Origin of the sequence: Zobellella endophytica, from assembly GCF_003012775.1 — a bacterium.
GTDB lineage: Bacteria > Pseudomonadota > Gammaproteobacteria > Enterobacterales > Aeromonadaceae > Oceanimonas > Oceanimonas endophytica.
This window is the reverse complement of the sequence record NZ_PXYG01000010.1, coordinates 65,040-90,056: the sequence shown is the minus strand read 5'-3', so window position 1 is coordinate 90,056 and position 25,017 is coordinate 65,040. Positions and strand designations below refer to the sequence as shown.

The window sequence follows — 25,017 nt, the reverse complement described above, 5'->3', positions numbered from 1 at the left end:
CGCCATTGTGTTCGGCTGGTCGCCTCTATACAATGGCGCCCCTTTTATTCGAGGTAGAGAGAAATGCTGCCCCTGGTCGATGCGGTATTCTACTGGAGTGATTTGTTCGGCACCGCCGTGTTCGCCTTTTCCGGTGTACTGGTGGCGGGCCGTTTGCGCATGGACGGCTTTGGGGTGATAGTGCTGGCGGCGGTCACCGCCATCGGCGGGGGGACCATCCGGGATCTGATCATCGGTGCCGAACAGGTGTTCTGGGTCGCCGATACCGTCTATCTGTGGGTGATACTGGCCACCGCCCTGCTTGGGCAGTATATCGCCCGGCTGCCACGCCGGCTGCCCTGGTACATACTGCCGCTGGCCGACGCCTTCGGCCTGGCGCTGTTTACCGTGATCGGCACCGAGAAGGCGCTGGGCCACGGTACTTCCGGCATGGTGGCGGTGGTGATGGGGGTGATCACCGGGGTGGCCGGTGGCATGATCCGCGATGTGCTGGCCCGGGAAGTGCCCATGGTGTTGCAGCGGGAGATCTACGCCACCGCCTGCATCCTGGGGGGAGTGCTCTATACCGGCTCGCTGTCGCTCGGGGTAACTCCGCTGCTGGCCACCCTGCTCGGCATGCTGGGTACCTTTGTGCTGCGGGTCGCCGCCATTCGCTGGCACCTGTCGTTGCCGGCCTTTTCCCTCAACCGGTAGAGAACGGGAAGCGGGAGAGAGAAACAACAGAAGCAGGCCATTGGCCTGCTCCCGTAAGGCTCAACAAGCCCGCTTTAAGCACCGGGCCGGATTCAGGCCACCGTCACCCGGGCGAACTTGCGCTTGCCCACCTGGTATACCGCCTGGCCGGGTTGCACCACCAGCTTGCCGTCGTCCAGCTTGTCGCCGTCCACCTTGACCGCACCCTGCCTGATCATGCGCAGCGCCTCGGAAGTCGAGTCCACTAGGCCGGCATCCTTCAGCAGGTTGGCGATGGCGATGCCTTCGGCACCGGCAGTCAGGGTGACTTCCGGCAGATCCTCGGGAATGGCATTCTTCTGGAAGCGCAGCACGAAGTCCTGGTGCGCCTGCTCGGCCGCCGCTTCACTGTGGTACCGGGTGATAATTTCCTTGGCCAGCAGTATCTTGATATCGCGTGGGTTGGCGCCTTCGGCCACCTGGCGGCGCAGTCCGGCCAGCTCGTCCAGGCTGCGCCGGGACAGCAGCTCGAAGTAACGCCACATCAGTTCGTCGGACAGGGACATGATCTTGCCGAACATCTGCTCGGGAGCCTCGTCCACGCCGATGTAGTTGCCGGCGGACTTGGACATCTTCTTGATGCCGTCGAGCCCTTCCAGCAGCGGCATGGTCAGCACCACCTGGGGCGACTGGCCCGCGTCCTTCTGCAGCTCGCGGCCCATCAGCAGGTTGAACTTCTGATCGGTGCCGCCCAGTTCCACATCCGCCTTCAACGCCACCGAATCGTAGCCCTGCAGCAGGGGGTACATGAATTCGTGGATGGCGATGGACTGGCCCGAGCCATACCGTTTCTTGAAATCGTCACGCTCCAGCATCCGCGCCACCGTCAGCTTGGAGGCGAGCTTGATCATGCCGGTGGCGCCCAGCTCGCCCAGCCAGCTGGAGTTGTAGACGATCTGGGTCTTGTGCGGGTCCAGCACCTTGAACGCCTGCTCGGCGTAGGTCTTGGCGTTGTCGGCCACCTGCTCGGCGGTGAGCGGAGGACGGGTGCTGTTCTTGCCGCTGGGATCCCCGACCTGGGCGGTGAAGTCCCCGATCAGCAGCAACACCTCATGGCCCAGATCCTGGAACTGACGCAGCTTGTTCAGAATGACGGTGTGCCCCAGATGGATATCTGGCGCCGTGGGATCCATGCCCAACTTGATCCGCAGCGGCCGGCCTTCCTTCAGTTTGGCAACCAGTTCTTCTTCAACCAGTATCTCTTCGGCACCGCGCTTGATTTCCGCTAATGCCGCTTCCAGTTGGGACATGGCAACTATACTCCTGTGCTGTGAACGTAGACGACCTAAACAAATAAGGAAGGCATATTACTGGAATGGCGGTAAAATTGGAAAGACTGTAAAATCCGCCAGGGATTCAGGGAAGAGCCAAGCATGCCTGTGATCAGAATATTCAAGTTGTTACCCCGCGGCCATCGCATCGCCATCGGCGCCCTGAGCGCCGCCATGCTGCTGCTGCTGCTGGCTCCCACCGAGTCGGCCCTGGCCAGCCGGGATCAGGCGGATCCGCGCCAGAACGAGGGCGAACGCCGCCGGCTGGCCCTGGAAGTCGAGGACCGGCCCTTCGACGACGAGGGCCATGCCGCCAGGGAAGTCGTCGTCAGGGTCGCGGCCGGGGACACCCTGTCCTCCATTTTCGCCCGCCAACGTCTCTCTTCGGCCCTGCTGCACGATATCGGCCAACTGGGCGAGCACGCCGAGCTGCTGAAAAAAATTCACCCCGGTGATCGGCTCACCTTCCAGCTCGACCACCAGGGAGGGTTCAGCGCCCTCAGCTATCCCCTGGACGCCGCCCGCACCCTCGACATCCGCCATACCGCCCGGGGCATACAGAGCCGGATCCTCAGCGCCGAACTGGAACAGCGAACCCAGTATGCCCAGGCCGAGGTCAGTTCCAATTTCTGGAATGCCGGGGTCACCGCCGGACTGAACCCGGGGCAGATCCTGAGTCTGGCCGCCATGTTCGCCTGGGATCTGGACTTCGCCCTGGATATCCGCGCCGGCGATCGTTTCGCGGTACTGTACGAGCAGAGTTACAAGGACGGCATCCATGTGGATACCGGCCACATCATCGCCGCCGAGTTCATCAATCAGGGCAAGGTATACCGGGCGGTACGCCACGAGGATGGCAACTATTACTCTCCCGAAGGGCGTGCCATGCGCAAGAGTTTTCTGCGCGCGCCGGTTAACTTTTCCCATATCAGCTCCAACTTCAACCCGCGCCGGCTGCACCCGGTCACCGGCCAGATCAAGGCGCACCGGGGCATCGATTACGCCGCCCGCACCGGCACCCCGGTGGTGGCGGCGGGCAGCGGCGTGGTGGTGGAGTCCGGCTACAGCCAGTTTAACGGCAATTACGTGGTGATCCGCCACGACGACACCTACCTCACCAAGTACCTGCACCTGCATCAGCGCATGGTCAAGAAGGGGGAAAAGGTGAAACAGGAGCAGCAGATCGGTACCGTCGGCGCCACCGGCCGGGTGACGGGACCACACTTGCACTATGAATTTCTGGTCAATGGCGTGCACCAGGACCCCAAGACCGTCAAACTGCCCCTGGCGGCCATACTGTCGAACGCGGAGCTGGCCCGCTTCCGGCCCGAGGCCAGCCGGTTACTGGCCCAGTTGGATAGGGTCAGCGAGATCATGCTGGCAAAACAGTAACAAACGCCCGGGCAAACCCGCAGGGACTGCCCGGGCGTTTTCCTGCCAAAATATATCTTCATGTAAAACTTTATGTGAAAATTGTGCGCTACGCCGGGTTTCGCTGCTCCTGCCGTTGTTATATTGACTGGCAGCGCGAACAGGCGGGCATGGTGCGGGCTCAAGCCGTTGATGAACTCGCCATCTGCCCTGCTGCTGCGCCATCGACGGCCCCCGCCTTCTACAGTCGGGCCTCGCTAAACTCACTAATGGAATGAAGAGTAAGAATAATGAGCGGATATCAGCATATTCTCGTCACCATCGATCTTTCCCCCAATTACCAGAAGGTATTGGACAAGGCCGTCGCCCGGGCCAGGACCAACCGGGCCAAGCTTTCCATCGTCCACGTCAATCTCAAGATGCAGAGCCTGTACAATCAGATGTACGAAGTGTTCACCCACGAGCTGCAAGACCAGCCGCTGCTGGCCGCCAGAAAGGAGCTGGAGCAGATGCTGGCATCGGTGGACTATCCGCTGGAGAAGCAGATACTGATCAGCGGTGATCTGGTAGAGCAGGTTTGTGAGGCCATACGGTTCTGCGAGGCGGATTTGCTGATCTGCGGTCATGAACACCACCTGTTTCGCCAGCATTCGTCCGTGGCTCATCAGCTTATCGAGAACATTGACTGCGATCTGCTGGTCATCCCCCTCGGCAAATAAGCAGCGGGGGGGCGATGGCCCCCTGCTCACTCAGCCCGGAGAACACTCGCCGGAAATGTGAAGCTCAATGGCTGGAAAAACCTTCGAGGTCCGCCAGTCGCTGTTGCCAACGTTCGGCTTCCGCCTGGGGATCGGGATAGGGTAAGGAGGGGTGTTTGCCCCAGATGGGGCCAGGCCAGGCATCGTCGCCGATAAAACGGGCCACGTGATGCAGATGCAGTTGCGGCACCATGTTGCCAAGCGCGGCAACGTTGAGCTTGTCCGCCGCCAGTTCCGTTTCCATCAGGCGGGCCAGGGCGCAGGACTCCCGCATCAGCTGTTGCTGATCCTCCTCGCTCAGCCGGTGGATCTCCCGGATGCCGTCCCGCCTGGGCACCAGGATCAGCCAGGGGTAGCGGCCGTCTTTGGCCAGCAGCACCCGACACAGGGACAGCTCGCCCAGCACCAGGCAATCCGCCGCCAGTTGCGGATGCAGCCGAAACTCGCTCATGCCCGCTCTCCGAAGTGACGGCGCAGATAGGCGATGATATCCATGGACTCGTACAGCCAGTAATACTGTCCTGGCGCGTGCTCGATGCGCAGGCAGGGCACCATCCGCTGACCGCCGCCGGCCAGCAGCGCCTGCAGGTGCGCCGGCTCGTTGGTGTCGTATTCCGTGATCTCGAGATCCAGCTCACCGATCACCGCCTTGACCCGCTGACAATAGGGACACCAGGCCTTCTGATAGAGCGCCAGCTTGTCGAGCGAGTCCACCACCGGCGCCGGCGCGCCTTCATGATCGGCTCCCTTGAACCAGTCGAACAAAGACATGGGGCAACCTTACACGCTGAAGGAAGAGCCGCAGCCGCAGGTGCTGGTGGCATTGGGGTTGGTCACCAGGAAGCGGGAACCTTCCAGGCCTTCCACATAATCGACGGTACCTCCCACCAGATACTGCAGGCTCATGGCGTCCACCACCATGATGACGCCGTTCTTCTCGATCACGGTGTCTCCGTCGTTGGTTTTCTCGTCGAAGGTAAAACCGTACTGAAAGCCGGAACAACCACCACCGGTGATGTAGACTCTGAGCTTGAGCTCGGGGTTTTCTTCCTCCGAGATCAGGGCTTTAATCTTGTTGGCCGCCGAATCGCTCATCTGGATCGGCAAGGGGACTGCATCGCTCATCACTACCTCTTGTGGTTGGTTACCGGAGAAATTATCCAATACCCGAGTAAACAGTTCAAGTATTGTCCGGGATCGGCCAGTTCAGGCTCAGGGTTCTGTTGCTCCTGTCATCCAGTTCCAGCTGCAGTTCCAGGGTCTGCGCCCGGGTCTCGGCGGGCAGCGCCAGGCTGCCCGACAACACCTGGAAATGACGGAAGTCCAGGGTGACGGGCGCCACGCCCAGGGCCTCCTCGTTGAGGGTGACCGTATTACCGCCCTGCAGCGCCCGGATACGCAGCCGGGCCGTCCCGGTTACCCGGGTGCCGGCGCTGCCCGGCTGCAACAGCACCAGCCGGTAGCTGAACCGGCCCGGTTCACCCTGGGCCATGATCTCTTCCTGGGCCAGCAGCAGCTCGGGGCCCTCGTCCGGAGCCAGCACCTGGCGGTACAGGGCCAGTTGCTGCGCCTGCTCGGCCAGCAAGCGGGACTGCTCCTGCAGTTGTGCCAGTTGGCTGCTCTCCGCCGTCAGCAGGGCCTGCTGCTCCACCTTCAACGCCAGCAGTTCCTGCCGGCTCCGCTCCTGCTGCTCACGGCTCACCGCCACCGCGGCCTGCATGTCCCGGTGGCGCAACCCCAGGTAGGCGGCCACCACCACCAGCGCCAGGTTGAGTATCAGGGAGCACAACAGCAGACGACTGAAAACAGGCTTGCTCATCATCGGGAACCCCGCCAAAAAAGAGCGCGAATTGTGCCAAAGCCGGAACCCCGGCGCCAGCAGGAAAACGGCGGCGATTCTCGCCCCCGCCGGTTTTTGTTATAGTCTGGCCACCCTGGCCGCAAGCGCCACCTCCGACCCTATTCAAAGGATGACGACATGTCCAAGTCTGATGATCTGTTTGCCCAAGCCCGCCGGGTGATCCCCGGCGGCGTCAACTCCCCGGTGCGCGCCTTCAACGGCGTGGGCGGCACCCCCCGTTTCATCGAGCGGGCCGATGGCGCCTATCTGTTCGACGTGGACGGCCAGGCCTATGTCGATTATGTCGGCTCCTGGGGCCCGATGATCCTCGGCCACAATGCCCCCGAGGTGCGCGCGGCGGTGCTTGACGCGGTGGAGCGCGGCCTGAGCTACGGCGCTCCCACCGGGGTCGAGGTGACCATGGCGGAAATGGTGCACCAACTGGTGCCCTCCATGGAGCAGGTGCGCATGGTCAACTCCGGCACCGAAGCCACCATGAGCGCCATCCGCCTGGCCCGCGGCTTCACCGGCCGGGACAAGATCCTCAAGTTCGAGGGCTGCTACCACGGTCACGCCGACTGCCTGCTGGTCAAGGCCGGCTCCGGTGCCCTCACCCTGGGCCAGCCCAATTCCCCGGGCGTGCCCGCCGATTTCGCCAAGCACACCCTGACCGCCACCTTCAACGACCTGGACTCGGTCAAGGCCGCCTTCGAGGCCGCCCCAGCCGATATCGCCTGCATCATCGTCGAGCCGGTGGCCGGCAACATGAACTGCATCCCGCCGGCCCCCGGCTTCCTCGAGGGCCTGCGCGCCCTCTGCGATAAGTTCGGCGCCCTGCTGATTTTCGATGAGGTGATGTGCGGTTTCCGTGCCGCCCTGGGCGGTGCCCAGCAGCGCTACGGGGTCAAGCCCGACCTCACCACCCTCGGCAAGATCATCGGTGGCGGCATGCCGGTCGGCGCCTTCGGCGGCCGCCGCGAGGTGATGAAGCACCTGGCCCCCACCGGGCCGGTTTACCAGGCGGGGACCCTGTCCGGCAACCCGGTGGCCATGGCCGCCGGCCTGGCCACCCTGAACGCCATCAGCCAGCCGGGCGTGTACGAGGCGCTGGAGCAGAAAACCCGGACCCTGGTGGAAGGACTGCAGGCGGCGGCCGACCGGCACGGCATCCCCTTCACCACCACCCGGGTGGGCGCCATGTTCGGCTTCTTCTTTACCGGGGAGAAAGAGATCAGCCACTATGAGCAGGTCACTCGCTGTGATCTTGAGGCCTTCAAGCGCTTCTTCCACCTGATGCTGGCAGAGGGCGTCTACCTGGCTCCCAGCGCCTTCGAGGCCGGCTTCATGTCCCTGGCCCACGGCGACAAGGAGCTGGCCCACACCCTGGCCGCCGCCGATCGGGCCTTCGCGGCATTGAAGGGATAACCCTATTCGGGCTGCTGGATCTCCACCAGCGGCCCCTCCAGCAATTCCACGCTATTGCCGTCCGGATCCAGGATAAACACATAACGGGTACAGGTCTGGCCTTTAACCGGTGACGGTTTCTCCGCCAGCATGCCGGCCCCGTGCAGGGCGCTCAACGCCTTGTCCAGATCGTCCACCAGCAGCGCAAAGTGCCTAAGCCCCAGTCGAAACCCATTGGCCCAGGGCGGGACCCCGGACAACTCCGGCTCTTCCTCCGGACGAAAGCAGTAGAGCTCCAGCAAAGCCTGCCCCAGACGCAGGTGGCAGATCTGCAGGCTGCCGGCATTATCCTGCCAGCGATAGACCGGCTCGAACCCCAGTCCTTTATAAAACCCTTCCGCCGCGGACAACTCCCGCACGCTCAGGGTGACATGATGAAAAGAAAACATGGGAAGCCCCTCCATCTCCATATCATTCAGCATATACAGAGATGGGGGCTTTCACCCTGCGTTAACGAGCGAAATTGAAAATGTCCCGCAGCCAGTCGCTGATGGGCTCGCCGGTGGCGGGCTCTTGCTGTCGGGGCGAAGCCGGGCGGCAACCGCGGATCCCCGGCAGCCCACTGGATCTGGCCGGCAGCAGCAGGGTTTGCTCGCAGCGGGGATCCGCCGGCTGGCCGTCACGAATGGCGAAGTTCACCTGGTCGATACCGGCCGGCGCCGCCAGCTCCAGCGAGTCCACCCCGCGCCCGTCCAGGTAACGGCTGTAGACCCGCAGGGCGCCGCTGGCCCCGGTCAGGCCGGTCACGCCGTTATCGTCCCGGCCGACCCAGGTGGTCACCAGCTCTTCGTTGTCCATGCCGGCATACCAGGCATCGCGCAGATCATTGGTGGTGCCGGTCTTGCCCGCCATCACCCGGTTGGGGAAACGCGCCGCCAGGTGCGCCGCGGTGCCGCCGGCCACCACCCGGGTCATGGCATAGAGCGCCAGGTAACCGGCTTCCGGCTCCATCACCTGGGTGGCCCTGGCGCTGTGCTGATAAATCAGCTCGCCGTGCTCGTCCTGGATCGCCCGGATGGAGGTCAGCGGCTGATAGAGCCCCTGGTTGGCCAGGGTCAGGTACATCTGGTTGACCTCGAAGGGGGTCAGCTCCAGGGTGCCGAGCAGCAGCGACGGATAGGCCTGCATCGGCTGCTCCACTCCCAGCCGCTTGAGATTGTCGACCACCTTGTCCAGGCCGATGGCCATCCCCAGGTTCACCGTCGGCACGTTCAGCGACTTGGCCAGCGCCTCATGCAGCATCACCTGGCCGCGGAACTGACGGTCGTAGTTGTTGGGTCGCCACACCTGGCCGCCGTCGCTGCGCAGGCTGATCGGCTCGTCCTTCAATGGGCTGGCCAGGGTATAGCCGTTGGCCAGTGCTTCGGCAAACACCGCCGGCTTGATCAGCGAGCCGATGGCCCGACGCGCGGCCAGGGCCCGGTTGAAGCCGGCAAAGCTGGGATCCGCCCCACCCACCACGGCGCTCACCTCGCCCTTGCGCCAGTTGGACACCACCATGGCCGCTTCCAGATCGTCGCGCTTGGTGTTGGCTTTCAGTTGCTTGAGCTGCTCCACCACCGCCTGTTCGGCGGTATGCTGGGCGATGGGATCCAGGCTGCTGAAAATTTTGATCCCGGACTGGCTGAGGAACTCGGCGCCGAAGCGGCTCTTCAGCTCCTGGCGCAACAGCCCCATGAAGGCCGGGGTCCGGCCGTAGCCCATGCGGCCCCGCTCGATCAGCTGCAGCGGTGCGCTGCTGGCCTGTTCGTAGGTTTCCCGGTCGATATGGCCTTCGTTGGCCAGCAGGCGCAGTACCAGATCACGCCGCTCCTGAGCCCGCTCCGGGTTGCGCCAGGGATCGTAGAACGAGGGGCCTTTCACCAGCGCCACCATCAGTGCTATCTGGTCCGGATTGAGCTCGTTCAGCGGCAGGCCGAAATAGAAATAGCTGGCCAAGCCGAAGCCGTACACCCCCTGGGCCCCGTTCTGGCCGAGGTAGACCTCGTTCAGGTAGGCTTCCAGGATCTCGTCCTTGTCGTAGCGGAAATCGATGATCAGCGCCATGTAAGCTTCCTGCACCTTGCGCCACAGGCTGCGGTCCTGGGTCAGGAAGAAGTTTTTGGCGAGCTGCTGGGTCAGGGTGCTGCCGCCCTGCACCGTGCGGCCGGCCTTGATGTTGACCACCAGGGCCCGCAGTATGGCCAGCGGCGAGACGCCGTCATGCTGATAGAAATCCCGGTCCTCCACCGTCAGCAGGGTGGTGACCAGCAGCTCCGGTACCTGATCCAGCCGCACCAGCAGCCGGTCTTCCCGCTGCTCCACGTTCAGCCGGTCGAGCAGCACCGGATCCATGCGCGCATAGCCCAGCTCCCGGCCGTTGGCCGGATTCTGCATGCGCGCCAGCCGCTGGCCGTCGAAGGTCAGCAGGATGGAGCGGGCCGCCTCGGCGCCGTCGGAAAAATTGAAGGGGCGGCGGTGGATCTCGATACGGTTGTTGGTCACCGCATATTCGCCGGGGCGGGCCGGATCGGCCACCTTGCGGTAATTGAGCAACTGCAGCTCCCGCAGCATCTGCTGGTAGGACAGCTTCTGCCCCGGGAACAGCTCCAGCGGACGGCTGTACACCAGGGCGGGCAGCGCCCACTTCTGGCCCTCGAAGCGCGCCCTGACCTGGCTGTCCAGATAAATGCCAAACACCCCCATCAACACGGCCGCGACCAGGCCGAGCTTGAACAGCAGGCCCCACCTGGCGCGGCGCTTGGGTGAGGGTTTCTTCGTCGATTTCCGGGTTCGGGTCTGTTTTGCCATAATCAGTGCTTCATCTGCCTCTTGGTGTGCCGGGTCGGTGCCGTATTGGCCGGATCATCGGGCCACACATGTTTGGGGTAACGCCCCTTCATCTCTTTCTTCACGTCCTGATAGGAGCCGGCCCAGAAGGCGGCCAGATCCCGGGTAACCTGCAGCGGGCGCCGGGCCGGCGACAGCAGCTCCAGCACCAGGGGCACCCTGCCCCTGGCCAGCTCGGGGGAGCCCGACTGGCCGAACATTTCCTGCAACTGCACCGGTAGCACGGGGTCCTCCCCCTGCCGGTAGCGGATGGCGGCCCTGGTACCGGTGGCCAGCTCCAGCCAGCCGGGTAGCAGAGTATCCAGCAATTGCTGTTGTGACCAGTCCAGTCTGCTCCTGAAAATGGCGGCCCAGTCCAGCCGGCTCAGCTCTTCCCAGCGCCCCAGGCCCGCCAGGTAAGGCAGCAGCCAGTGTTCGGCCTCCGCCAGCCAGCGATTTTCGTCGCAGGGTTCGAAACCGAAATCGGCCAGCTTTTGTCCGGCCAGGGTCAATCTGAGCCAGTATTGCCGGGCATCCTCTCCCAACGGCAGCGCCGGCCAGCCACGCCGAACCACTTCGTCCAGCAGGCAGCGGGCTTTCTGCTCCGGGCTGATCGCCGTCAGCGGCGTGCGCTGCAGCACCAGGCCGCCGAAGCACCACTGGCGCTCGGCCCGTACCCGGTCGGCATCCGCATCCCACTGCAGGTGGGCCCGCTCGTCAAAACGCGCGGGCACGAACTGCTGCAGCTGCGCCACCGAAACCGGCTCGGCCCCCTGGATAAAGATGCCCTTGTCGTTGCTGCTCAGCTCCGCCACCGCCAGCATGCCCTTGCCGGTGAGCGGGCTGTCCGGTGGCAGGTCGGCGCTCAGGCCGCCTGCCAGCTGATAGCGGCTGTTCTGGCGCAGCAGCGCCACCCAGTCGGGGCAGGCATTGGCCAGCAAGGGGCCCAGATACTGGCCGACGGGGGCGGCGTCGGGCTGGTTCAGCCGCTTGAACCAGCGCCGGGCCGCGGGGTGCAGCCGGCCCTGCCGGGCCAGGATCTGCCCCGACAGGGGTCCCTTTTCCAGCCGCCCTTCCTCCAGCAGCGCCACCAGATAGACCGCATCGGCCAGGGCGCCGGCCCGCCCCTGCTGCTGCCACGCCTGGGCCGTCAGCAAGAGCTGGCCCAGCCAGGGTTCGCATCCCAACTGCCATACCCGGCGGCCGAACGGGGTCAGTTGCTGGCCGGCCAGCAGCCCCAGGCCTTCCAGCTGGCGGCGGGCGGCCGCCAGCTGGGCTGCCGGGGGTGGGGTCAACAGCGGCAGCCGCTCCGGCTCGGCGCCCCAGGCGGCGCATTCCAGCACAAAGCCAGCCAGGCAGCTCTGCTCGATCTCCGCCGGCCGCCGCGGCGCCAGCCGCGCCTGCTGCTCCTGGCTCCACAGCCGCAGGCAAACGCCGGGCTGCAGGCGCCCGGCCCGTCCGGCGCGCTGGGTGGCGGACGCCTGGCCTATCTGCCGGCTCTGCAGGCGGGTGATGCCCGCCGCCGGATCGAACTGGGCCTGTCGCTCCAGCCCCGAGTCCACCACTATGCTGATGCCGTCGATGGTCAGCGAGGTTTCCGCCACATTGGTGGCCAGCACCACCTTGCGCCGGCCCGCGGCCACCGGGGCGATGGCCGCCCGCTGCTCGGCCAGGGTGAGCCGGCCGTACAAGGGCCGGAGCTCGACCGCGCTGGCCACCCTGTCGCTCAGCCAGTCCCGGACCGCGCGGATCTCCCGCTCGCCGGGCAGGAAGGCCAGCACGCTGCCGGGATGCAGCTCCATCGTCGTCAGTATGGCCCGGCCCATGGCCTCGTCCAGCCGGCTGTGCAGGTTACGCGGCTGGTAGTGCAGCGCCACCGGAAAGCTGCGCCCGGCGCTGCTGACGGTCTCGGCGTCGGGCAGCAGGCGGTCAAGCGCCAGCCCTTCCAGGGTGGCGGACATCACCATGATCTTCAGATCCTCGCGCAGCGCCTGGCATTCCAGGGCGAAGGCCAGGGCCAGATCCGCCTGCAGGCTGCGTTCGTGGAACTCGTCGAAGATCAGCAGGCCCACGCCCTCGAGTTCGGGATCCGCCTGCAGCATCCGGGTCAGCACCCCTTCGGTCACCACCTCCAGCCGGGTCTGCCGGCCGATCCGGCTCTCGCCGCGCATCCGGTAACCGACCCGCCCGCCCGGCTCCTCGCCGAGCTGTTCGGCCAGGTATTGCGCTATGCTGCGAGCGGCCAGCCGGCGGGGCTCCAGCATGATGATACGCCCGGCCAGACCACTCTGCTCCAGCAGCCAGAGCGGCAGCCAGGTGGATTTGCCGGCACCGGGCGGCGCCTCGACGATGATGCGGGAGGCCGTTAACGCCTGCCGCAACCGGGGCAGGGCCTCGGCGATGGGTAGCTGATGCACGCTCTTACCTGAATGACTGAAGAGGGTTATATTGTGCCAAAAGCACACTGAAAGGACTATGGTAACGGCCATGGCTGACAACCGGCTTTTTCTCGCCTTTCCCGCCGACCGGCTGGCCGTCCCGCTGGCGAGGCTGCAGGATCACCTGGTCCTGCCCGGCCGGCGCATTCCCCCGGAGCAGCTGCACCTGACCCTGCGTTTCCTGGGCGAGACCACGGCGGCGCACCAGCAGGCGCTGCAACGCCACCTGAACCGGCTCGCCCTGCCCGCTTTCGCCCTGACCCTCGATCGGCTGGGCTATTTTCCCCGCGCCGGCGTGGTCTGGATAGGCCCGAGCCGGCCGCCCGAGGCCCTGATGGGGCTGGCCGATGAGCTGGAGCTGGGCTGCCACGCCCTGGGGACGGCGCCTTCGCACCGGGCCTTCCGCCCGCATGTCACGCTGTTCCGGCACTGCAATGGAACGACATTGCCGGCCATCTCGCCGCTGACCTACGTCCCCGAGCGTCTCGCCCTGTACCGCTCCACCCTGACGGAACAAGGCCCCCGCTACGACTGCCTGCAGGCCTGGCCGCTCAGGGAATGAAAGGCAGCGTCCTGGCCAGGCGCATGCCGTCCGGGGTGATCTCCGCCTGCCAGGCCAGGCACTCCACTCCCGCCGCCAGCGCCTCGTCGATCAGCCGGCCGTAGGCCGGGTCCAGGTGTCGGGCGGAACTGACCCGTTCGATGCCGGTATGCAGCACACAGAACAGCATCACCGCCCGATGGCCGGCCCGGGCGCAGCCGATCAGCTCGCGCACATGCTTCTGGGCCCGCAGGCTGACCGTATCCGGGAAGTACCCCTGCCCGTCCTGCTCCAGCAGGGTGACGCTCTTGACCTCGATATAACAGTCGGGCAGCCCGTCGCCACCCAGCAGAAAGTCGATGCGGCTGCCTTCCTCGCCGTAGCGGACCTCGCTCTCGAGGCGGGAATAGGCGGCCAGTTCGGGAATGTGCCGCTCGGCCAGCGTCTCCGCCGCCAGTTGGTTGGCCCGGGCGGTATTGACGCAGATGAAGTGGCCCCGGTCGTCAGCCACCAGCTCCCAGGTATGGGCGTATTTGCGCCTGGGGTTGGCGGAGGTGGAGAAATACACCGCCCAGCCCGGTTCGGCGCAGCCGGTCATGCGGCCGGTATTGGGACAATGCAGGGTCAGTGGCTGATCCTGGTAGAGCACGTCGGCCAGGAAGCGCTTATAGCGCCGCACCAGCCGTCCGCGGCATAAAGAGGAAAACTGCACAATTGTACCTATAGTTCATAAATGGAGCGTCATGGTAACCGGCGGTAAAGCGCCACCACCACCCTTGAAAGGCGCATTCCCCATCCCCATATGGAGGGCTTACCAAAGAGCGGCCACCCTCTTCATCATTCGGCTCTGGTGGCAGGAGAAGTCGGCCCCATCGTATTTAGGGAGCTATTCCTGCAGAAAATACAATGCAAAATTGCCTTGTTAATATGCTTTCTGCTATAGATAGCCGCTTCTCAAATTTGGTTGGCGCAATATTGCTTTTTAGGAGATACGGAATGCCAGCAATCGAAACCAAAAAATCTCTCGGTATTCTGGCCATTGCCGGCGTCGAGCCTTACCAGCCCAAAGCCGACGAAGAATACATGAACGAGGCGCAGAAAACGCACTTCCGCAAGATTCTGGGCGCCTGGCGCAATCAGCTGCGCGAAGAGGTGGATCGCACCGTTGGCCACATGAAAGACGAGGCCGCCAACTTCCCCGACCCGGTGGACCGGGCCGCCCAGGAAGAAGAATTTGCCCTCGAGTTGCGCGCCCGGGATCGGGAACGCAAGCTGATCAAGAAGATCGAGAAGACCCTGCAGAAAATCGAAGATGACGATTTTGGCTACTGCGAACACTGCGGCGTGGAAATCGGTATCCGCCGGCTGGAAGCTCGCCCCACCGCGGATCTGTGCATCGACTGCAAGACCCTGGCCGAAATCAAGGAAAAACAGATGGCCGGTTACTGAACCGGCCCCACCAGCATGAACCACCCGGCGCCCGACCGCAATATTGGGCGCTTTGCTCCCTCGCCCAGCGGTCCCCTTCATTTCGGTTCCCTGATCGCCGCCCTCGGCAGCTACCTGCAAGCCAGGGTCAGCCATGGCCGATGGCTGGTGCGCATCGAGGATCTGGATCCGCCCCGGGAAATCCCCGGTGCCGCCGACGATATCCTGCGCACCCTCGAGGCCTTCGGCCTGCACTGGGACGGCGAGGTGGTATACCAGAGCCGGCGCCACGCCCACTATCAGGCGGTGCTGGATGACTGGGCCGGCCGCGGGTTGAGCTACAACTGCCATTGCACCCGCAGGATGATCGGCGCCGCCGGCGGTTTCTACAACGGCCACTGCCGGGAGCTGGGCCTGCCGGCGGCCGGAGCGGCGGTGCGGCTGAAGCTGCACCAGCCGGTTTACGGCTTCGAGGATCGGCTGCAGGGTCCGGTGGTGGTTTCCCGGGCCCTGGCGGAGGAGGATTTTATCGTGCACCGGCGCGACGGCCTCTATGCCTACAACCTGGCGGTGGTGATCGACGACCGGGACGCGGGCATTACCGAGGTGGTGCGCGGTGCGGACCTGCTCGAACCCACGGTGCGCCAGATAGCCCTGTACCGGCTGCTGGGCGCCCCCGAGCCCGGCTGGCTGCACCTGCCGCTGGCGGTGCAGGCCGGCAGCAAGCTGTCCAAGCAGAATCATGCGCCGCCGCTGGACAAAACCCGTGCCGGTGATCACCTCTGGCAGGCGCTGGCATTTCTCGGACAGCAACCGCCCGCCGAGCTGAAGGGGGCGGACTGCCACCAGTTACTGCACTGGGCGATAGCACACTGGCGACTCGAAAAAGTCCCGAGCTGCCCACAGATAGAGCTGAATTACGCAGATAGTTCGCATTTCCAGCGCCCTGCGCTATCATAGTGCGCCGATTTTCTTAGCTTAAGGCCTTGCGAGGTGTCCCATTTTTTCCCAGATTGCCGGCTTTTGTAAAAAGCTGCTCACCCGACAACAGGAGGCGTTGCCGTTGCAACCCGTGGTGCTAGAGCGCGACCAGCATGGAATTTCGCGCCGACAAATCAGTGAGAACGCCCTCAAAGTGTTGTATCGCCTGAACAAGGCCGGCTTCGAAGCCTACCTGGTGGGCGGCGGGGTGCGTGACTTGCTGCTGGGCCGCCAACCCAAGGACTTCGATATCGCCACCAACGCCACCCCTGAACAGGTCAAGCAGCTTTTCAGCAACTGCCGCCTGGTAGGGCGTCGCTTCCGTCTGGCCCATGTACTGTTCGGCCGGGACGTGATTGAAGTAGCCACCTTTCGCGGTCACCACCATCAGGTGAACACCAATAAGCACATTTCCGCCCAGTCTTCCGAAGGCATGCTGTTGCGCGACAACGTCTACGGCACCATTGAAGAAGACGCCGAACGGCGCGATTTCACGGTCAACGCCCTCTACTACAACATCGCCGACTTCAGCGTGCTCGGCTTCGCCGGGGGGCTCAAGGATCTGGAAGCGCGCCGGCTGGAACTGATTGGCGATCCGGAAACCCGTTACCGGGAAGACCCGGTGCGCATGCTGCGGGCGGTGCGTTTCTCCGCCAAGCTGGATCTGGCGATTAGCCCACGTACCGAGGCTCCCATCCAAAGCCTGGCGCCGCTGCTGTCCGACATCCCCCCCGCCCGTCTGTTCGAGGAAACCCTCAAGCTGTTCCTCGCCGGCCAGGGCCAGGAAACCTACCGCCAAATGCAGCACTACGGCCTGTTCGCACCGCTGTTCCCGGAAACCGCCGAGGTGATGGGCCGGGGCCACAACCGCTACGGCCGCTTTATCGAACTAGCCCTGGCCAACACCGACGAGCGTATCGCCCAGGACCTGCGGGTCACCCCCGCCTTCCTCTATGCCGCCCTGTTGTGGGGGCCGGTGGAAACCCGCACCCAGGAATTCGTCAACGACGGCGGCCTCGGCTATTACGATGCCTTTATGCTGGCCGCCGACGAAGTGATCAGTCGCCAGGTGAAGACGGTGGCCATTCCCCGCCGCTTCAGCAGCGTGGTCAGGGACATCTGGCAACTGCAGGAGCGGCTGCCCAAGCGGGCCGGCAAACGCCCCTACCGGCTGCTCGAACATCCCAAATTCCGCGCCGGTTACGACTTCTTGCTGCTACGCGCCGAGCTGGATCCGCGGCTCAAGGAACTGGCCGAGTGGTGGACCGACTTCCAGGCCGCCAACCCGGTCGACCGCCAGCAGCTGGCCCGCACCGCCGACGACCAGGAAAACGGGGATGCGGAGCCGGGCCCGCGTCCGCCCCGCAAGCGGCCCCGTCGCCGCCCGCGCCGGAGAAAAGAGACGTGACCCGGGTCTTTGTCGCCCTCGGCGCCAACCTGAATGACCCAGCGGCCCAGCTCCGGGCCGCCCAGCTGGCGCTCACGAAGCTGGCCGCGCCCGGCAGCCTGCGCCACTCGCCGTTGTACCGAAGCCGCCCCATGGGACCAGCGGACCAGCCGGCCTATGTCAACGGCGTCTCAAGCTTCGACACCCTGCTCTCCCCCCATGCCCTGCTCGACGCCCTGCAGGCGATAGAGCTGGCCCATGGACGGGTGCGCAAGGACGAACGCTGGGGCCCCCGCCCCCTGGATCTGGACATACTGCTCTACGGCGAGCTGCAGATCCGGGACGAGCGGCTGACCATCCCCCACTACGGCATGAAACAAAGGGAATTCGTGCTTTATCCGCTGGCCGACCTGGCGCCGGAGCTGGTGCTGCCCTGCGGCACACCCCTGGCCCGGCTGCTGCAGGACTGCCCGCCCAACGGCATGATCCGGTTGCCAGCGCAGTAACAGGAAACCACCATGAGCAAAATCACCACGGCCCGCCTGCGGGCGATGAAACAGGCCGGCCAGAAAATCGCCATGATCACCGCCTATGACGCCACCTTCGCCGCCCTGTTCGAACAGGCCGGGGTGCACTCCATCCTGATCGGCGACTCCCTCGGCATGGTGCTGCAGGGCGAGGCCAGCACCCTCAAGGTCAGCGTGGACGACATCGCCTATCACACCCGCTGTGTGGCCAATGGCAGCAAAAAGGCGCTTATCGTCGCCGACATGCCGTTCATGAGCTATAGCACCCCGGAACAGGCCTGTGCCAGCGCCGCTACCCTGATGCGGGCTGGCGCCCACATGGTCAAGCTGGAAGGCGGCGACTGGCTGGCGGACACCGTCACCCAACTGACCCGCCAGGGGGTGCCGGTGTGCGGCCATCTGGGGCTCACCCCCCAGTCGGTACACGTGTTCGGCGGCTTCAAGCTGCAGGGCCGCGAGACCGAGCAGGCGGAGCAGATCAAGCGTCACGCCAAGGCCCTGGAGGCGGCCGGCATGCAGCTGCTGGTGCTGGAATGCGTGCCCAGCAAACTGGCCGCCGACATCAGCCGGGAGCTGAGCATCCCGGTGATCGGCATCGGCGCAGGCCCCGATACCGACGGCCAGGTGCTGGTGATGCAGGACGCCCTGGGGCTGACTTCCGGCTATGTGCCCAAGTTCACCAAGAACTTCCTGGCCGAAAGCGGCAACGTCAGGGCCGCCATCGAAACCTATGTGGCCGAGGTGGCCGAGGGCCGCTTCCCCGGTCCCGAGCACAGCTTCAACTGAGGGCAGAAGATGCAACTGGTCAGTACCATAGAGGAACTGAGGGCCGTCATCACCGGCTGGCGCCGCAACGGCGAGCGCATCGGCTTCGTGCCCACCATGGGCAACCTGCACCAGGGCCACCTGGAGCTGGTGCAGCAGGCCCGGGCCCGCGCCGACAAGGTGGTGGTGAGCATTTTCGTCAATCCGCTGCAGTTCGACCGGGCCGCCGATCTGGCCGCCTACCCGCGCACCCTGGAGCAGGACTGCGAGCGCCTCGGCGGGCAGGCGGATCTGGTATTTATCCCCACCCCCGAGCTGATGTACCCGGCCGGCCAGCAACAACAGACCCGGATCAGCGTGCCCGGCATCGCCGAGGTGCTGGAAGGGGCCCTGCGTCCGGGCCACTTCGACGGCGTCAGCACCGTAGTGTGCAAGCTGTTCAACCTGGTACAGCCGGATCTGGCCTGCTTCGGCGAAAAAGACTACCAGCAGCTGGCGCTGATCCGTAAAATGACCGCCGATCTGAACCTGCCGGTGGAGATCCTGGGCGTGCCCACGGTGCGCGCCGAGGACGGCCTGGCGCTGAGCTCCCGCAACGGTTACCTGAGCGAGGCGGAGCGGGCCCTGGCACCGATGCTTGCCGCCACCATGAACCGGCTGGCCGAACGCCTGGCCGCGGGCGAGCGTGACCTTGAACAATTGGTGAAAGAAGGCGTCACCCGGCTGGACGGCGCCGGCTTTCGCACCGACGGCATCGATATCGTCGATGCCGATACCCTCGCACCGCTCGGCGAGCAAAGCCGGGCCGCGGTGATTTTAATGGCCGCCTTCCTGGGCAAGGCCAGACTGATAGATAACCAGGTAGTGCCCCTGTAGTGACACTCAGGTCTTGCTGGGAGGGGGAGCCAGGCTCTAAGCCGACCGTTGGCGCCAGGGATGGCGCCGTCGAGCCCCCAGGGATGGGTTCACGGCGAGTCGGCGTGAGCCTGGCTCCCCCCTCCGGGCACTGTCGCAAAACCATAAGCCCTCAGGGCGGTAATTGACGGAGACAAGCTAAACATGGATATGCAACGCATCATGCTCAGGGGCAAGCTGCACCAGGCCCGGGTCACCCACGCCGAACTCAACTACGAAGGCTCCTGCGCCATCGATCAGGATCTGCTGGACGCGGTCAATATCCGCGAGTACGAGCAGATCGACATCTACAACATCGAGAACGGCGAGCGCTTCCATACCTACGCCATTTCCGGCGAGCGCGGCTCGAAGATGATCTCCCTGAACGGCGCCGCCGCCCGCAAGGCCGCAGTGGGCGATCGCATCATCATCTGCGCCTACGCGCCCATGACCGAACAGCAGCTGGAACACTACAAGCCCAGCCTGGTGTATCTGGACGCCCACAACAACATAGTGCGCACCAGCAAGGACATCCCCCTGCAGCTGGCCTGATCGCGGATTCTCCCTTTCAGTTAGAGAAAAAAGGCAGCCGATTGGCTGCCTTTTTTCGCTCAGTGTCGCAGTCCCCGGCCGGTATGGATCAGGTACCAGGCGGCGCCGTAGAACAGGGCGATAAAGCCGATGATGATACCATAGGCGGTCACCAGCGGCACGTCGGTGATGCCGAGGAAGCCGTAGCGGAAGGCGTTCACCATGTACAGCACCGGGTTGGCCTGGGAGACCGTCTGCCAGAAGCCGGGCAGCAGCTCGATGGAGTAGAAGACCCCGCCCAGGTAGGTCAGCGGCGTCAGCACGAAGGTGGGGATGATGCTGATATCGTCGAAGGTGCGGGCGAAGATGGCATTGATAAGCCCGGCCAGCGAAAACAGCACCGCGGTCAGAAAGACGGTAAAGACGATGCTGAACAGGTGGCTGACCTGCAGCTCCACGAAGAACAGCGACACCAGGCTGACGATCAGCCCCACCGCCAGGCCGCGCACCACGCCGCCGCCCACGTAGCCGGCGATGATCACATAGGTGGGCACCGGCGCCACCAGCAGCTCCTCCACGTTGCGCTGGAACTTGGCGCTGAAAAACGACGACGCCACGTTGGAGTAGGAGTTGGTGATCACCGACATCATGATCAGGCCTGGCACGATAAAGGCCATGTAGGAATAACCACCCATCTCGCCGATACGGCTGCCGATCAGGCTGCCGAAGATCACGAAATACAGGGTCATGGTGATGGCCGGCGGCACCAGGGTCTGCACCCAGATGCGGGTGAAACGCACTATCTCTTTGTGCAGAATGCTGCGAAAGGCGATGTAGTATTGCCTGGCGTTCATGCTTTCCTCCCCTGCTCCACCAGTGTCACGAACAATTCTTCCAGCCGGTTGGCCTTGTTGCGCATGCTCAGCACCCGGATGCCCTGCTCGTTGAGCTGGCCGAACACGCCGTTGAGCCCCTGCTCCTTCTTCACCTCCACCTCCAGGGTGTGATCGTCAACCAATTGCCAGTTGAAGCCGGACAGAAAGGGCTCCCGGCTGTCGGGGGCCAGATCCAGGATAAAGGTTTCCACGTTGAGCTTGCCGAGCAGCCCCTTCATGGTGGTGTTTTCCACCAGCCGGCCCTTGTCGATGATGCCGATATGGCGGCACAGCATCTCCGCCTCTTCCAGGTAATGGGTGGTGAGGATGATGGTGATACCCTGCTGGCTGTTGATCTCCTTGAGGAAATCCCACATGGCGCGGCGGATCTCGATATCCACCCCGGCGGTGGGTTCGTCCAGGATCAGCAGGCGGGGTTCGTGCATCAGGGCGCGGGCGATCATCAACCGGCGCTTCATGCCGCCGGACAGGGTGCGGGCCGGCTGGTCCCGCTTCTCCCACAGATCCAGCTGCTTCAGGTAGCGCTCGGCGCGTTGTTTGGCCTCCTTGCGCTCCACCCCGTACAGCCCGGCCTGGTTGACTACAATCTGCTCTACCTTCTCGAACTGGTTGAAGTTGAATTCCTGGGGCACCAGGCCAATCTGGGACTTGGCCTGCTCCAGCTGGCTGTCGATATCGTAACCGAACACCTTTACCTTGCCGGCGGTTTTGTTCACCAGGGAGGAGATGATGCCGATGGTGGTCGACTTGCCGGCCCCGTTGGGCCCGAGCAGGGCGTAGAAGTCGCCCTGCGCCACGGTCAGATCGATGCCCTTGAGCGCCTCCACGCCACCGGCGTAGGTTTTGCGCAGGCCCTCGATCTCCAGTGCTTTGGTCATGCTTGGCTCCAGATCAAAAACATATGCCTGGGCAAGGACCAGGCATATGAAGGTACATTAGCAAGAAGGGAAATGACTTTCCGGACTTATTCCAGCGGCACTACCTTGCCGATATAGGGCAGGTTGCGATAGCGCTGGGCATAATCGATGCCATAGCCTACCACGAACTCGTCGGGGATGGTAAAACCGACCCAGTCCACCGGCACCTGAGCCTCGCGCCGCTCGGGCTTGTCGAGCAGGGTGCAGATGCTGAGCGAAGCCGGGTTGCGCAAGGACAGGATCTCCTTCACCTTGCTCAGGGTATAACCGGTATCGATGATGTCCTCGACAATCAGTACGTGCTTGCCGTGGATCTCGTCGTCCAGATCCTTGAGGATACGCACATCCCGGTTGCTCTCCATGCCGCTGCCGTAGCTGGAGGCGGTCATGAAGTCGAGCCGTACCGGCAGCTCGATTTCGCGGCACAGATCGGCCATGAACACGCAGGAGCCGCGCAGCAGCCCGACCATCACCAGTTCATCGACGCCCGCGAAGTGTGCGTTGATCTGCTCGCCCAGGGCCCGGATCCTGGCGCTCACCTCTTCGGTACTGATCAGGACGTCCACTCGGTGTTTCATGTTTTAGCTCCATTCGGGCCCAAAACCCGGCTGTGATTAAAGCGGCATTCTAGCGGAATTTGCGAAAATCTGCATGCCGGGTCAGCTTTCGCCGCCGCCGTAGCCCCAGCGTTGCACCAGATCCTGCTCCAGCCCTAGGTGATCCAGGATCCGCGCCACCATAAAATCGACCAGATCCGCGATGGATTGGGGCTGGTGATAGAAACCCGGCGCCGCCGGCATGATGGTGACCCCGAGCCGGGCCAGCTTGAGCAGGTTTTCCAGGTGCAGGGCCGAGAAGGGGGTCTCCCGCGGCACCAGGATAAGCTGCCCCTTCTCCTTGATCACCACGTCGGCGGCCCGCTCGATCAGGTTGTCCGACACCCCCGCCGCGATGGAGGCCACCGTGCCCATGGAGCAGGGGCAGATCACCATCCGCCTGGGCGCCCCCGAGCCCGAAGCCACCGGCGAGAACCATTCCTCCTTGCCGTAGACCCGGATCTGCCCGGGCACCGCGCTGTAACGCTCGCCCAGCCAGGCGGCCAGCACCTCCGGCTTGCCCGGCCACTGTTCTCCCTGCTCGGTGGCCAGCACCACCCGGGCGGCGCCGGACACCAGCAGGTGTACCTGGATGCCGGCGGCCAACAGCCGCTCCAGCAGCGCCAGGGCGTAGGGGGCGCCGGAGGCGCCGCTCAGGGCCAGGGTGATCTGCCGCTCGCGCGGATATTCAGCCATGGGCCGCCTCCAGCGCCGCCAGCAGCCGGCCGTGGATGCCGCCGAAACCGCCGTTGCTCATCACCAGTATCTGATCGCCGGGCCGGGCCTCGGCCACCAGGGCGGTGACGAGGGTATCCAGTTCCTCGAACAGCCGCCCTTGGGGGCAGGCCGCCGCCACCGCCGCCAGATCCCAGCGGATTTCCGACGGCCGGAACAGGTAGGTGGCGTCGGCCCCTTGCAGGGAATCCGCCAGCTCCTGCTGGTGCACCCCCATCTTCATGGTGTTGGAGCGGGGCTCCAGCACCGCCAGCACCCGCCCCTCGGTGGTGCGGGCCTTGAGCCCGGCCAGGGTGGTCTGGATGGCGGTGGGATGGTGGGCGAAGTCGTCCCACACCCGGATACCGGCCACCTCGCCCTTCTGCTCCATCCGCCGTTTGGGCGGCACGAAGCGGCACAGGGCGTCGATGGCTTGTGCCACCGGCACCCCGGCGTGGCGGGCGGCGGCCAGCGCCATCAGGCCGTTGTGCACATTGTGCAGGCCGATGCAGGGCCAGCTCACCTCGCCCACCGGCCGGCCCTCGAGCAACACGGTGAAGCGGCTGCCGTCGGCGGCCAGGGGCTCGGCCTGCCAGAGGCCGCCCTCGCCCAGGTACTCCAGCTCGCTCCAGCAGCCCATGGCCCTGACCTCTTCCAGTGCCGGGGTCCGGGTCGGCATCAGGATGCGGCCATGGCCGGGCACCATCCGCAGCAGATGGTGGAATTGCCGTTGGATCGCCGCCAGATCTGGGAAGATGTCCGCATGATCGAATTCGAGGTTGTTGAGGATCAGGGTGCTGGGCCGGTAGTGCACGAACTTGGAGCGCTTGTCGAAGAAGGCGCTGTCGTACTCGTCCGCCTCGATCACGAAAAAGGGCGCTTCACCCAGGCGGGCGGACACCTCGAAGTTGCCGGGCACGCCGCCGATCAGGAAGCCGGGCTTCAGCCCGCAGTCTTCCAGGATCCAGGCCAGCATGCCGGAGGTGGTGGTCTTGCCGTGGGTACCGGCCACCGCCAGCACCCAGCGGCTTTGCAGCACGTGCTCCAGCAGCCACTGGGGTCCCGAGGTATAGGGGATACGCCGGTCGAGCACCGCTTCCACGCAGGGGTTACCCCGGCTCATGGCATTGCCCACCACCACCAGATCGGGCACCGGCTCCAGCTGGGCCGGATCATAACCTTCGATCAGATCGATACCCTGCTGCTCGAGCTGGGTACTCATCGGCGGGTAGACGTTGGCATCGCTGCCGGTCACCCTGTACCCCAGCTGTCGGGCCAGCACCGCCAGCCCGCCCATGAAAGTACCGCAAATACCCAGAATGTGAATGTGCATAACCTGCCCCTGGCCGCTGTGAAGCCTGCATTCTAACAATCCGTTGCCGCTTTGGGCACTTGTATGGTGATCCCTGCGACAGCGGTTATAATGTCGCCCCTGAAGCCCCCTTACCCATTTGTATAACAGATGCGCAGGGGTCACGGTGGTAAACTCGGTTAACAACCCAGTCACAGACAACATTAAAGGAAACGTCATGAGCCTGAACCAGGTCCCGGCCGGAAAGAGCCTGCCCGAAGATATCTATGTAGTCATCGAGATCCCGCAGAACGCCGATCCCATCAAGTACGAGATCGACAAGGACACCGGTGCCGTGTTCGTGGATCGTTTCATGGCCACTCCCATGTTCTACCCCTGCAACTACGGCTACGTGAACCAGACCCTGTCCCTGGACGGCGACCCGGTCGACGTGCTGGTGCCCACCCCGCATCCGCTGGTGCCCGGCGCCGTGATCCGCTGCCGCCCGGTGGGCGTGCTGAAGATGACCGACGAGTCCGGTGAGGACGCCAAGATCGTGGCCGTGCCGCACAGCAAGCTGACCAGGGAATACGACCATATCCAGGACGTAAACGACCTGCCCGAGCTGCTCAAGGCCCAGATCAAGCACTTCTTCGAGCGCTACAAGGAGCTGGAAGCGGGCAAGTGGGTGAAGGTGGACGGCTGGGAAGACAAGGCCGCCGCCGAAGCCGAAATCCTGACCTCCGCCGAGCGTTACAACAACGCCTGATCGCCCCGGCATCCGGATTCAAGAAGAGCACTTCGGTGCTCTTTTTTTATGCTTATTTATTTGACAAAAAATCAACATTCTTTAGGCTGAGCAGGTCA

The 25,017-nt window shown here is 64.3% G+C and carries 27 protein-coding genes; 13 read left to right on the top strand and 14 right to left on the bottom strand.

What is annotated here, in order from left to right; genetic code table 11:
- Positions 1 to 63 precede the first annotated feature (63 nt).
- On the top strand, positions 64 to 693 hold the full coding sequence (locus C7H85_RS17600) for a trimeric intracellular cation channel family protein (protein ID WP_106731015.1): 630 nt from the start codon (positions 64 to 66) through the stop codon (positions 691 to 693).
- 92 nt (positions 694 to 785) lie between these two features.
- On the opposite strand, the gene tyrS is transcribed toward C7H85_RS17600, so the two are convergent.
- Positions 786 to 1,982: a tyrosine--tRNA ligase gene (gene tyrS / locus C7H85_RS17595; RefSeq protein WP_106731014.1), complete on the bottom strand. Its 1,197-nt coding sequence runs from the start codon at positions 1,980 to 1,982 to the stop codon at positions 786 to 788.
- 123 nt (positions 1,983 to 2,105) lie between these two features.
- Between tyrS and C7H85_RS17590 the strand changes: the two genes are divergently transcribed.
- A complete protein-coding gene (locus C7H85_RS17590; RefSeq protein ID WP_106731013.1) occupies positions 2,106 to 3,395 on the top strand; it encodes a peptidoglycan DD-metalloendopeptidase family protein in 1,290 nt (429 codons plus the stop codon).
- Between the two features lie 269 nt (positions 3,396 to 3,664).
- Complete coding sequence (locus C7H85_RS17585) at positions 3,665 to 4,093, top strand: universal stress protein (RefSeq protein WP_106731012.1); 429 nt, start codon at positions 3,665 to 3,667, stop codon at positions 4,091 to 4,093.
- A gap of 64 nt (positions 4,094 to 4,157) precedes the next feature.
- Here the strand turns inward: C7H85_RS17585 and C7H85_RS17580 are convergent, their stop codons facing one another.
- The 4 genes from C7H85_RS17580 to C7H85_RS17565 are packed head-to-tail and all read right to left on the bottom strand — an operon-like array spanning position 4,158 to position 5,951.
- The gene (locus C7H85_RS17580) at positions 4,158 to 4,583 is read right to left on the bottom strand and encodes an HIT domain-containing protein (RefSeq protein WP_106731011.1); all 426 of its coding nucleotides are present in this window, start codon (positions 4,581 to 4,583) and stop codon (positions 4,158 to 4,160) included.
- Positions 4,580 to 4,903 (bottom strand): glutaredoxin family protein, encoded by a 324-nt coding sequence (locus tag C7H85_RS17575; protein WP_106731010.1) that lies wholly within the window; start codon positions 4,901 to 4,903, stop codon positions 4,580 to 4,582. The genes C7H85_RS17580 and C7H85_RS17575 overlap by 4 nt, the downstream gene beginning before the upstream one ends.
- Before the next feature lie 9 nt (positions 4,904 to 4,912).
- Positions 4,913 to 5,257, bottom strand: a complete 345-nt coding sequence (gene erpA, locus C7H85_RS17570; RefSeq protein ID WP_094041024.1) for an iron-sulfur cluster insertion protein ErpA — start codon at positions 5,255 to 5,257, stop codon at positions 4,913 to 4,915.
- A gap of 55 nt (positions 5,258 to 5,312) precedes the next feature.
- Positions 5,313 to 5,951, bottom strand: a complete 639-nt coding sequence (locus tag C7H85_RS17565; RefSeq protein ID WP_146140480.1) for a DUF6776 family protein — start codon at positions 5,949 to 5,951, stop codon at positions 5,313 to 5,315.
- A gap of 159 nt (positions 5,952 to 6,110) precedes the next feature.
- On the opposite strand from C7H85_RS17565, the gene hemL reads away from it, so the two are divergent.
- Positions 6,111 to 7,397 carry a glutamate-1-semialdehyde 2,1-aminomutase gene (hemL, locus tag C7H85_RS17560; protein ID WP_106731008.1) on the top strand — a complete coding sequence of 429 codons (1,287 nt, stop codon included), beginning with the start codon at positions 6,111 to 6,113 and terminating at the stop codon, positions 7,395 to 7,397.
- A 2-nt stretch (positions 7,398 to 7,399) separates the two neighbouring features.
- Here hemL and C7H85_RS17555 read toward each other — a convergent pair whose 3' ends face one another.
- From C7H85_RS17555 to hrpB, 3 genes are all read right to left on the bottom strand, one after another.
- Positions 7,400 to 7,825: a VOC family protein gene (locus tag C7H85_RS17555; protein WP_106731007.1), complete on the bottom strand. Its 426-nt coding sequence runs from the start codon at positions 7,823 to 7,825 to the stop codon at positions 7,400 to 7,402.
- Between the two features lie 61 nt (positions 7,826 to 7,886).
- Positions 7,887 to 10,226, bottom strand: a complete 2,340-nt coding sequence (gene mrcB / locus C7H85_RS17550) for a penicillin-binding protein 1B (RefSeq protein ID WP_106731006.1) — start codon at positions 10,224 to 10,226, stop codon at positions 7,887 to 7,889.
- Between the two features lie 2 nt (positions 10,227 to 10,228).
- Complete coding sequence (hrpB, locus tag C7H85_RS17545) at positions 10,229 to 12,661, bottom strand: ATP-dependent helicase HrpB (protein ID WP_168388277.1); 2,433 nt, start codon at positions 12,659 to 12,661, stop codon at positions 10,229 to 10,231.
- A 70-nt stretch (positions 12,662 to 12,731) separates the two neighbouring features.
- On the opposite strand from hrpB, the gene thpR reads away from it, so the two are divergent.
- Complete coding sequence (thpR, locus tag C7H85_RS17540) at positions 12,732 to 13,244, top strand: RNA 2',3'-cyclic phosphodiesterase (RefSeq protein ID WP_106731004.1); 513 nt, start codon at positions 12,732 to 12,734, stop codon at positions 13,242 to 13,244.
- On the opposite strand, the gene sfsA is transcribed toward thpR, so the two are convergent.
- On the bottom strand, positions 13,234 to 13,935 hold the full coding sequence (sfsA, locus tag C7H85_RS17535; protein ID WP_106731003.1) for a DNA/RNA nuclease SfsA: 702 nt from the start codon (positions 13,933 to 13,935) through the stop codon (positions 13,234 to 13,236). The two genes, thpR and sfsA, sit on opposite strands and share 11 nt — an antisense overlap.
- Before the next feature lie 284 nt (positions 13,936 to 14,219).
- Between sfsA and dksA the strand changes: the two genes are divergently transcribed.
- The 7 genes from dksA (at position 14,220) to panD (ending at position 19,757) form a co-directional block, all read left to right on the top strand.
- Complete coding sequence (gene dksA, locus C7H85_RS17530; RefSeq protein WP_106731002.1) at positions 14,220 to 14,672, top strand: RNA polymerase-binding protein DksA; 453 nt, start codon at positions 14,220 to 14,222, stop codon at positions 14,670 to 14,672.
- 15 nt (positions 14,673 to 14,687) lie between these two features.
- The gene (gluQRS, locus tag C7H85_RS17525; protein ID WP_106731001.1) at positions 14,688 to 15,611 is read left to right on the top strand and encodes a tRNA glutamyl-Q(34) synthetase GluQRS; all 924 of its coding nucleotides are present in this window, start codon (positions 14,688 to 14,690) and stop codon (positions 15,609 to 15,611) included.
- 52 nt (positions 15,612 to 15,663) lie between these two features.
- A complete protein-coding gene (gene pcnB / locus C7H85_RS17520) occupies positions 15,664 to 17,040 on the top strand; it encodes a polynucleotide adenylyltransferase PcnB (RefSeq protein WP_168388278.1) in 1,377 nt (458 codons plus the stop codon).
- Positions 17,037 to 17,525, top strand: coding sequence for a 2-amino-4-hydroxy-6-hydroxymethyldihydropteridine diphosphokinase (gene folK / locus C7H85_RS17515; RefSeq protein ID WP_106730999.1), 489 nt, complete (start codon positions 17,037 to 17,039; stop codon positions 17,523 to 17,525). Before pcnB ends, folK begins: the two co-directional genes overlap by 4 nt.
- A 12-nt stretch (positions 17,526 to 17,537) precedes the next feature.
- Positions 17,538 to 18,332 (top strand): 3-methyl-2-oxobutanoate hydroxymethyltransferase, encoded by a 795-nt coding sequence (gene panB / locus C7H85_RS17510; protein ID WP_106730998.1) that lies wholly within the window; start codon positions 17,538 to 17,540, stop codon positions 18,330 to 18,332.
- A 9-nt stretch (positions 18,333 to 18,341) separates the two neighbouring features.
- Positions 18,342 to 19,187: a pantoate--beta-alanine ligase gene (panC, locus tag C7H85_RS17505; protein ID WP_106730997.1), complete on the top strand. Its 846-nt coding sequence runs from the start codon at positions 18,342 to 18,344 to the stop codon at positions 19,185 to 19,187.
- Positions 19,188 to 19,370: 183 nt separating this feature from the next.
- Positions 19,371 to 19,757 carry an aspartate 1-decarboxylase gene (panD, locus tag C7H85_RS17500; protein ID WP_425445082.1) on the top strand — a complete coding sequence of 129 codons (387 nt, stop codon included), beginning with the start codon at positions 19,371 to 19,373 and terminating at the stop codon, positions 19,755 to 19,757.
- A gap of 59 nt (positions 19,758 to 19,816) precedes the next feature.
- On the opposite strand, the gene C7H85_RS17495 is transcribed toward panD, so the two are convergent.
- The 5 genes from C7H85_RS17495 to mpl all read right to left on the bottom strand — a co-directional run bounded on the left by C7H85_RS17495 (position 19,817) and on the right by mpl (position 24,192).
- The gene (locus C7H85_RS17495; RefSeq protein ID WP_106730996.1) at positions 19,817 to 20,590 is read right to left on the bottom strand and encodes an ABC transporter permease; all 774 of its coding nucleotides are present in this window, start codon (positions 20,588 to 20,590) and stop codon (positions 19,817 to 19,819) included.
- On the bottom strand, positions 20,587 to 21,510 hold the full coding sequence (locus C7H85_RS17490; protein WP_106730995.1) for an ABC transporter ATP-binding protein: 924 nt from the start codon (positions 21,508 to 21,510) through the stop codon (positions 20,587 to 20,589). The genes C7H85_RS17495 and C7H85_RS17490 overlap by 4 nt, the downstream gene beginning before the upstream one ends.
- Before the next feature lie 86 nt (positions 21,511 to 21,596).
- Positions 21,597 to 22,127 carry a hypoxanthine phosphoribosyltransferase gene (gene hpt, locus C7H85_RS17485; protein WP_106730994.1) on the bottom strand — a complete coding sequence of 177 codons (531 nt, stop codon included), beginning with the start codon at positions 22,125 to 22,127 and terminating at the stop codon, positions 21,597 to 21,599.
- An 81-nt stretch (positions 22,128 to 22,208) separates the two neighbouring features.
- Entirely contained in the window at positions 22,209 to 22,841 is a 633-nt protein-coding gene (locus C7H85_RS17480) for a flavin prenyltransferase UbiX (protein WP_106730993.1), read from the bottom strand.
- Entirely contained in the window at positions 22,834 to 24,192 is a 1,359-nt protein-coding gene (gene mpl, locus C7H85_RS17475; RefSeq protein WP_106730992.1) for a UDP-N-acetylmuramate:L-alanyl-gamma-D-glutamyl-meso-diaminopimelate ligase, read from the bottom strand. The genes C7H85_RS17480 and mpl overlap by 8 nt, the downstream gene beginning before the upstream one ends.
- Before the next feature lie 196 nt (positions 24,193 to 24,388).
- On the opposite strand from mpl, the gene ppa reads away from it, so the two are divergent.
- Positions 24,389 to 24,919 carry an inorganic diphosphatase gene (gene ppa, locus C7H85_RS17470; protein ID WP_106730991.1) on the top strand — a complete coding sequence of 177 codons (531 nt, stop codon included), beginning with the start codon at positions 24,389 to 24,391 and terminating at the stop codon, positions 24,917 to 24,919.
- Positions 24,920 to 25,017: the final 98 nt, after the last annotated feature.

Excerpts from the sequence above, each read along its gene's own strand:
- C7H85_RS17600 (WP_106731015.1), top strand. The coding sequence starts at position 64 with ATGCTGCCCCTGGTCGATGCGGTATTCTACTGGAGTGATTTGTTCGGC.
- tyrS (WP_106731014.1), bottom strand. The coding sequence starts at position 1,982 with ATGTCCCAACTGGAAGCGGCATTAGCGGAAATCAAGCGCGGTGCCGAA.
- C7H85_RS17590 (WP_106731013.1), top strand. The coding sequence starts at position 2,106 with ATGCCTGTGATCAGAATATTCAAGTTGTTACCCCGCGGCCATCGCATC.
- C7H85_RS17585 (WP_106731012.1), top strand. The coding sequence starts at position 3,665 with ATGAGCGGATATCAGCATATTCTCGTCACCATCGATCTTTCCCCCAAT.
- C7H85_RS17580 (WP_106731011.1), bottom strand. The coding sequence starts at position 4,583 with ATGAGCGAGTTTCGGCTGCATCCGCAACTGGCGGCGGATTGCCTGGTG.
- C7H85_RS17575 (WP_106731010.1), bottom strand. The coding sequence starts at position 4,903 with ATGTCTTTGTTCGACTGGTTCAAGGGAGCCGATCATGAAGGCGCGCCG.
- erpA (WP_094041024.1), bottom strand. The coding sequence starts at position 5,257 with ATGAGCGATGCAGTCCCCTTGCCGATCCAGATGAGCGATTCGGCGGCC.
- C7H85_RS17565 (WP_146140480.1), bottom strand. The coding sequence starts at position 5,951 with ATGAGCAAGCCTGTTTTCAGTCGTCTGCTGTTGTGCTCCCTGATACTC.
- hemL (WP_106731008.1), top strand. The coding sequence starts at position 6,111 with ATGTCCAAGTCTGATGATCTGTTTGCCCAAGCCCGCCGGGTGATCCCC.
- C7H85_RS17555 (WP_106731007.1), bottom strand. The coding sequence starts at position 7,825 with ATGTTTTCTTTTCATCATGTCACCCTGAGCGTGCGGGAGTTGTCCGCG.
- mrcB (WP_106731006.1), bottom strand. The coding sequence starts at position 10,226 with ATGGCAAAACAGACCCGAACCCGGAAATCGACGAAGAAACCCTCACCC.
- thpR (WP_106731004.1), top strand. The coding sequence starts at position 12,732 with ATGGCTGACAACCGGCTTTTTCTCGCCTTTCCCGCCGACCGGCTGGCC.
- dksA (WP_106731002.1), top strand. The coding sequence starts at position 14,220 with ATGCCAGCAATCGAAACCAAAAAATCTCTCGGTATTCTGGCCATTGCC.
- gluQRS (WP_106731001.1), top strand. The coding sequence starts at position 14,688 with ATGAACCACCCGGCGCCCGACCGCAATATTGGGCGCTTTGCTCCCTCG.
- panB (WP_106730998.1), top strand. The coding sequence starts at position 17,538 with ATGAGCAAAATCACCACGGCCCGCCTGCGGGCGATGAAACAGGCCGGC.
- panC (WP_106730997.1), top strand. The coding sequence starts at position 18,342 with ATGCAACTGGTCAGTACCATAGAGGAACTGAGGGCCGTCATCACCGGC.
- panD (WP_425445082.1), top strand. The coding sequence starts at position 19,371 with ATGGATATGCAACGCATCATGCTCAGGGGCAAGCTGCACCAGGCCCGG.
- C7H85_RS17495 (WP_106730996.1), bottom strand. The coding sequence starts at position 20,590 with ATGAACGCCAGGCAATACTACATCGCCTTTCGCAGCATTCTGCACAAA.
- C7H85_RS17490 (WP_106730995.1), bottom strand. The coding sequence starts at position 21,510 with ATGACCAAAGCACTGGAGATCGAGGGCCTGCGCAAAACCTACGCCGGT.
- hpt (WP_106730994.1), bottom strand. The coding sequence starts at position 22,127 with ATGAAACACCGAGTGGACGTCCTGATCAGTACCGAAGAGGTGAGCGCC.
- C7H85_RS17480 (WP_106730993.1), bottom strand. The coding sequence starts at position 22,841 with ATGGCTGAATATCCGCGCGAGCGGCAGATCACCCTGGCCCTGAGCGGC.
- mpl (WP_106730992.1), bottom strand. The coding sequence starts at position 24,192 with ATGCACATTCACATTCTGGGTATTTGCGGTACTTTCATGGGCGGGCTG.
- ppa (WP_106730991.1), top strand. The coding sequence starts at position 24,389 with ATGAGCCTGAACCAGGTCCCGGCCGGAAAGAGCCTGCCCGAAGATATC.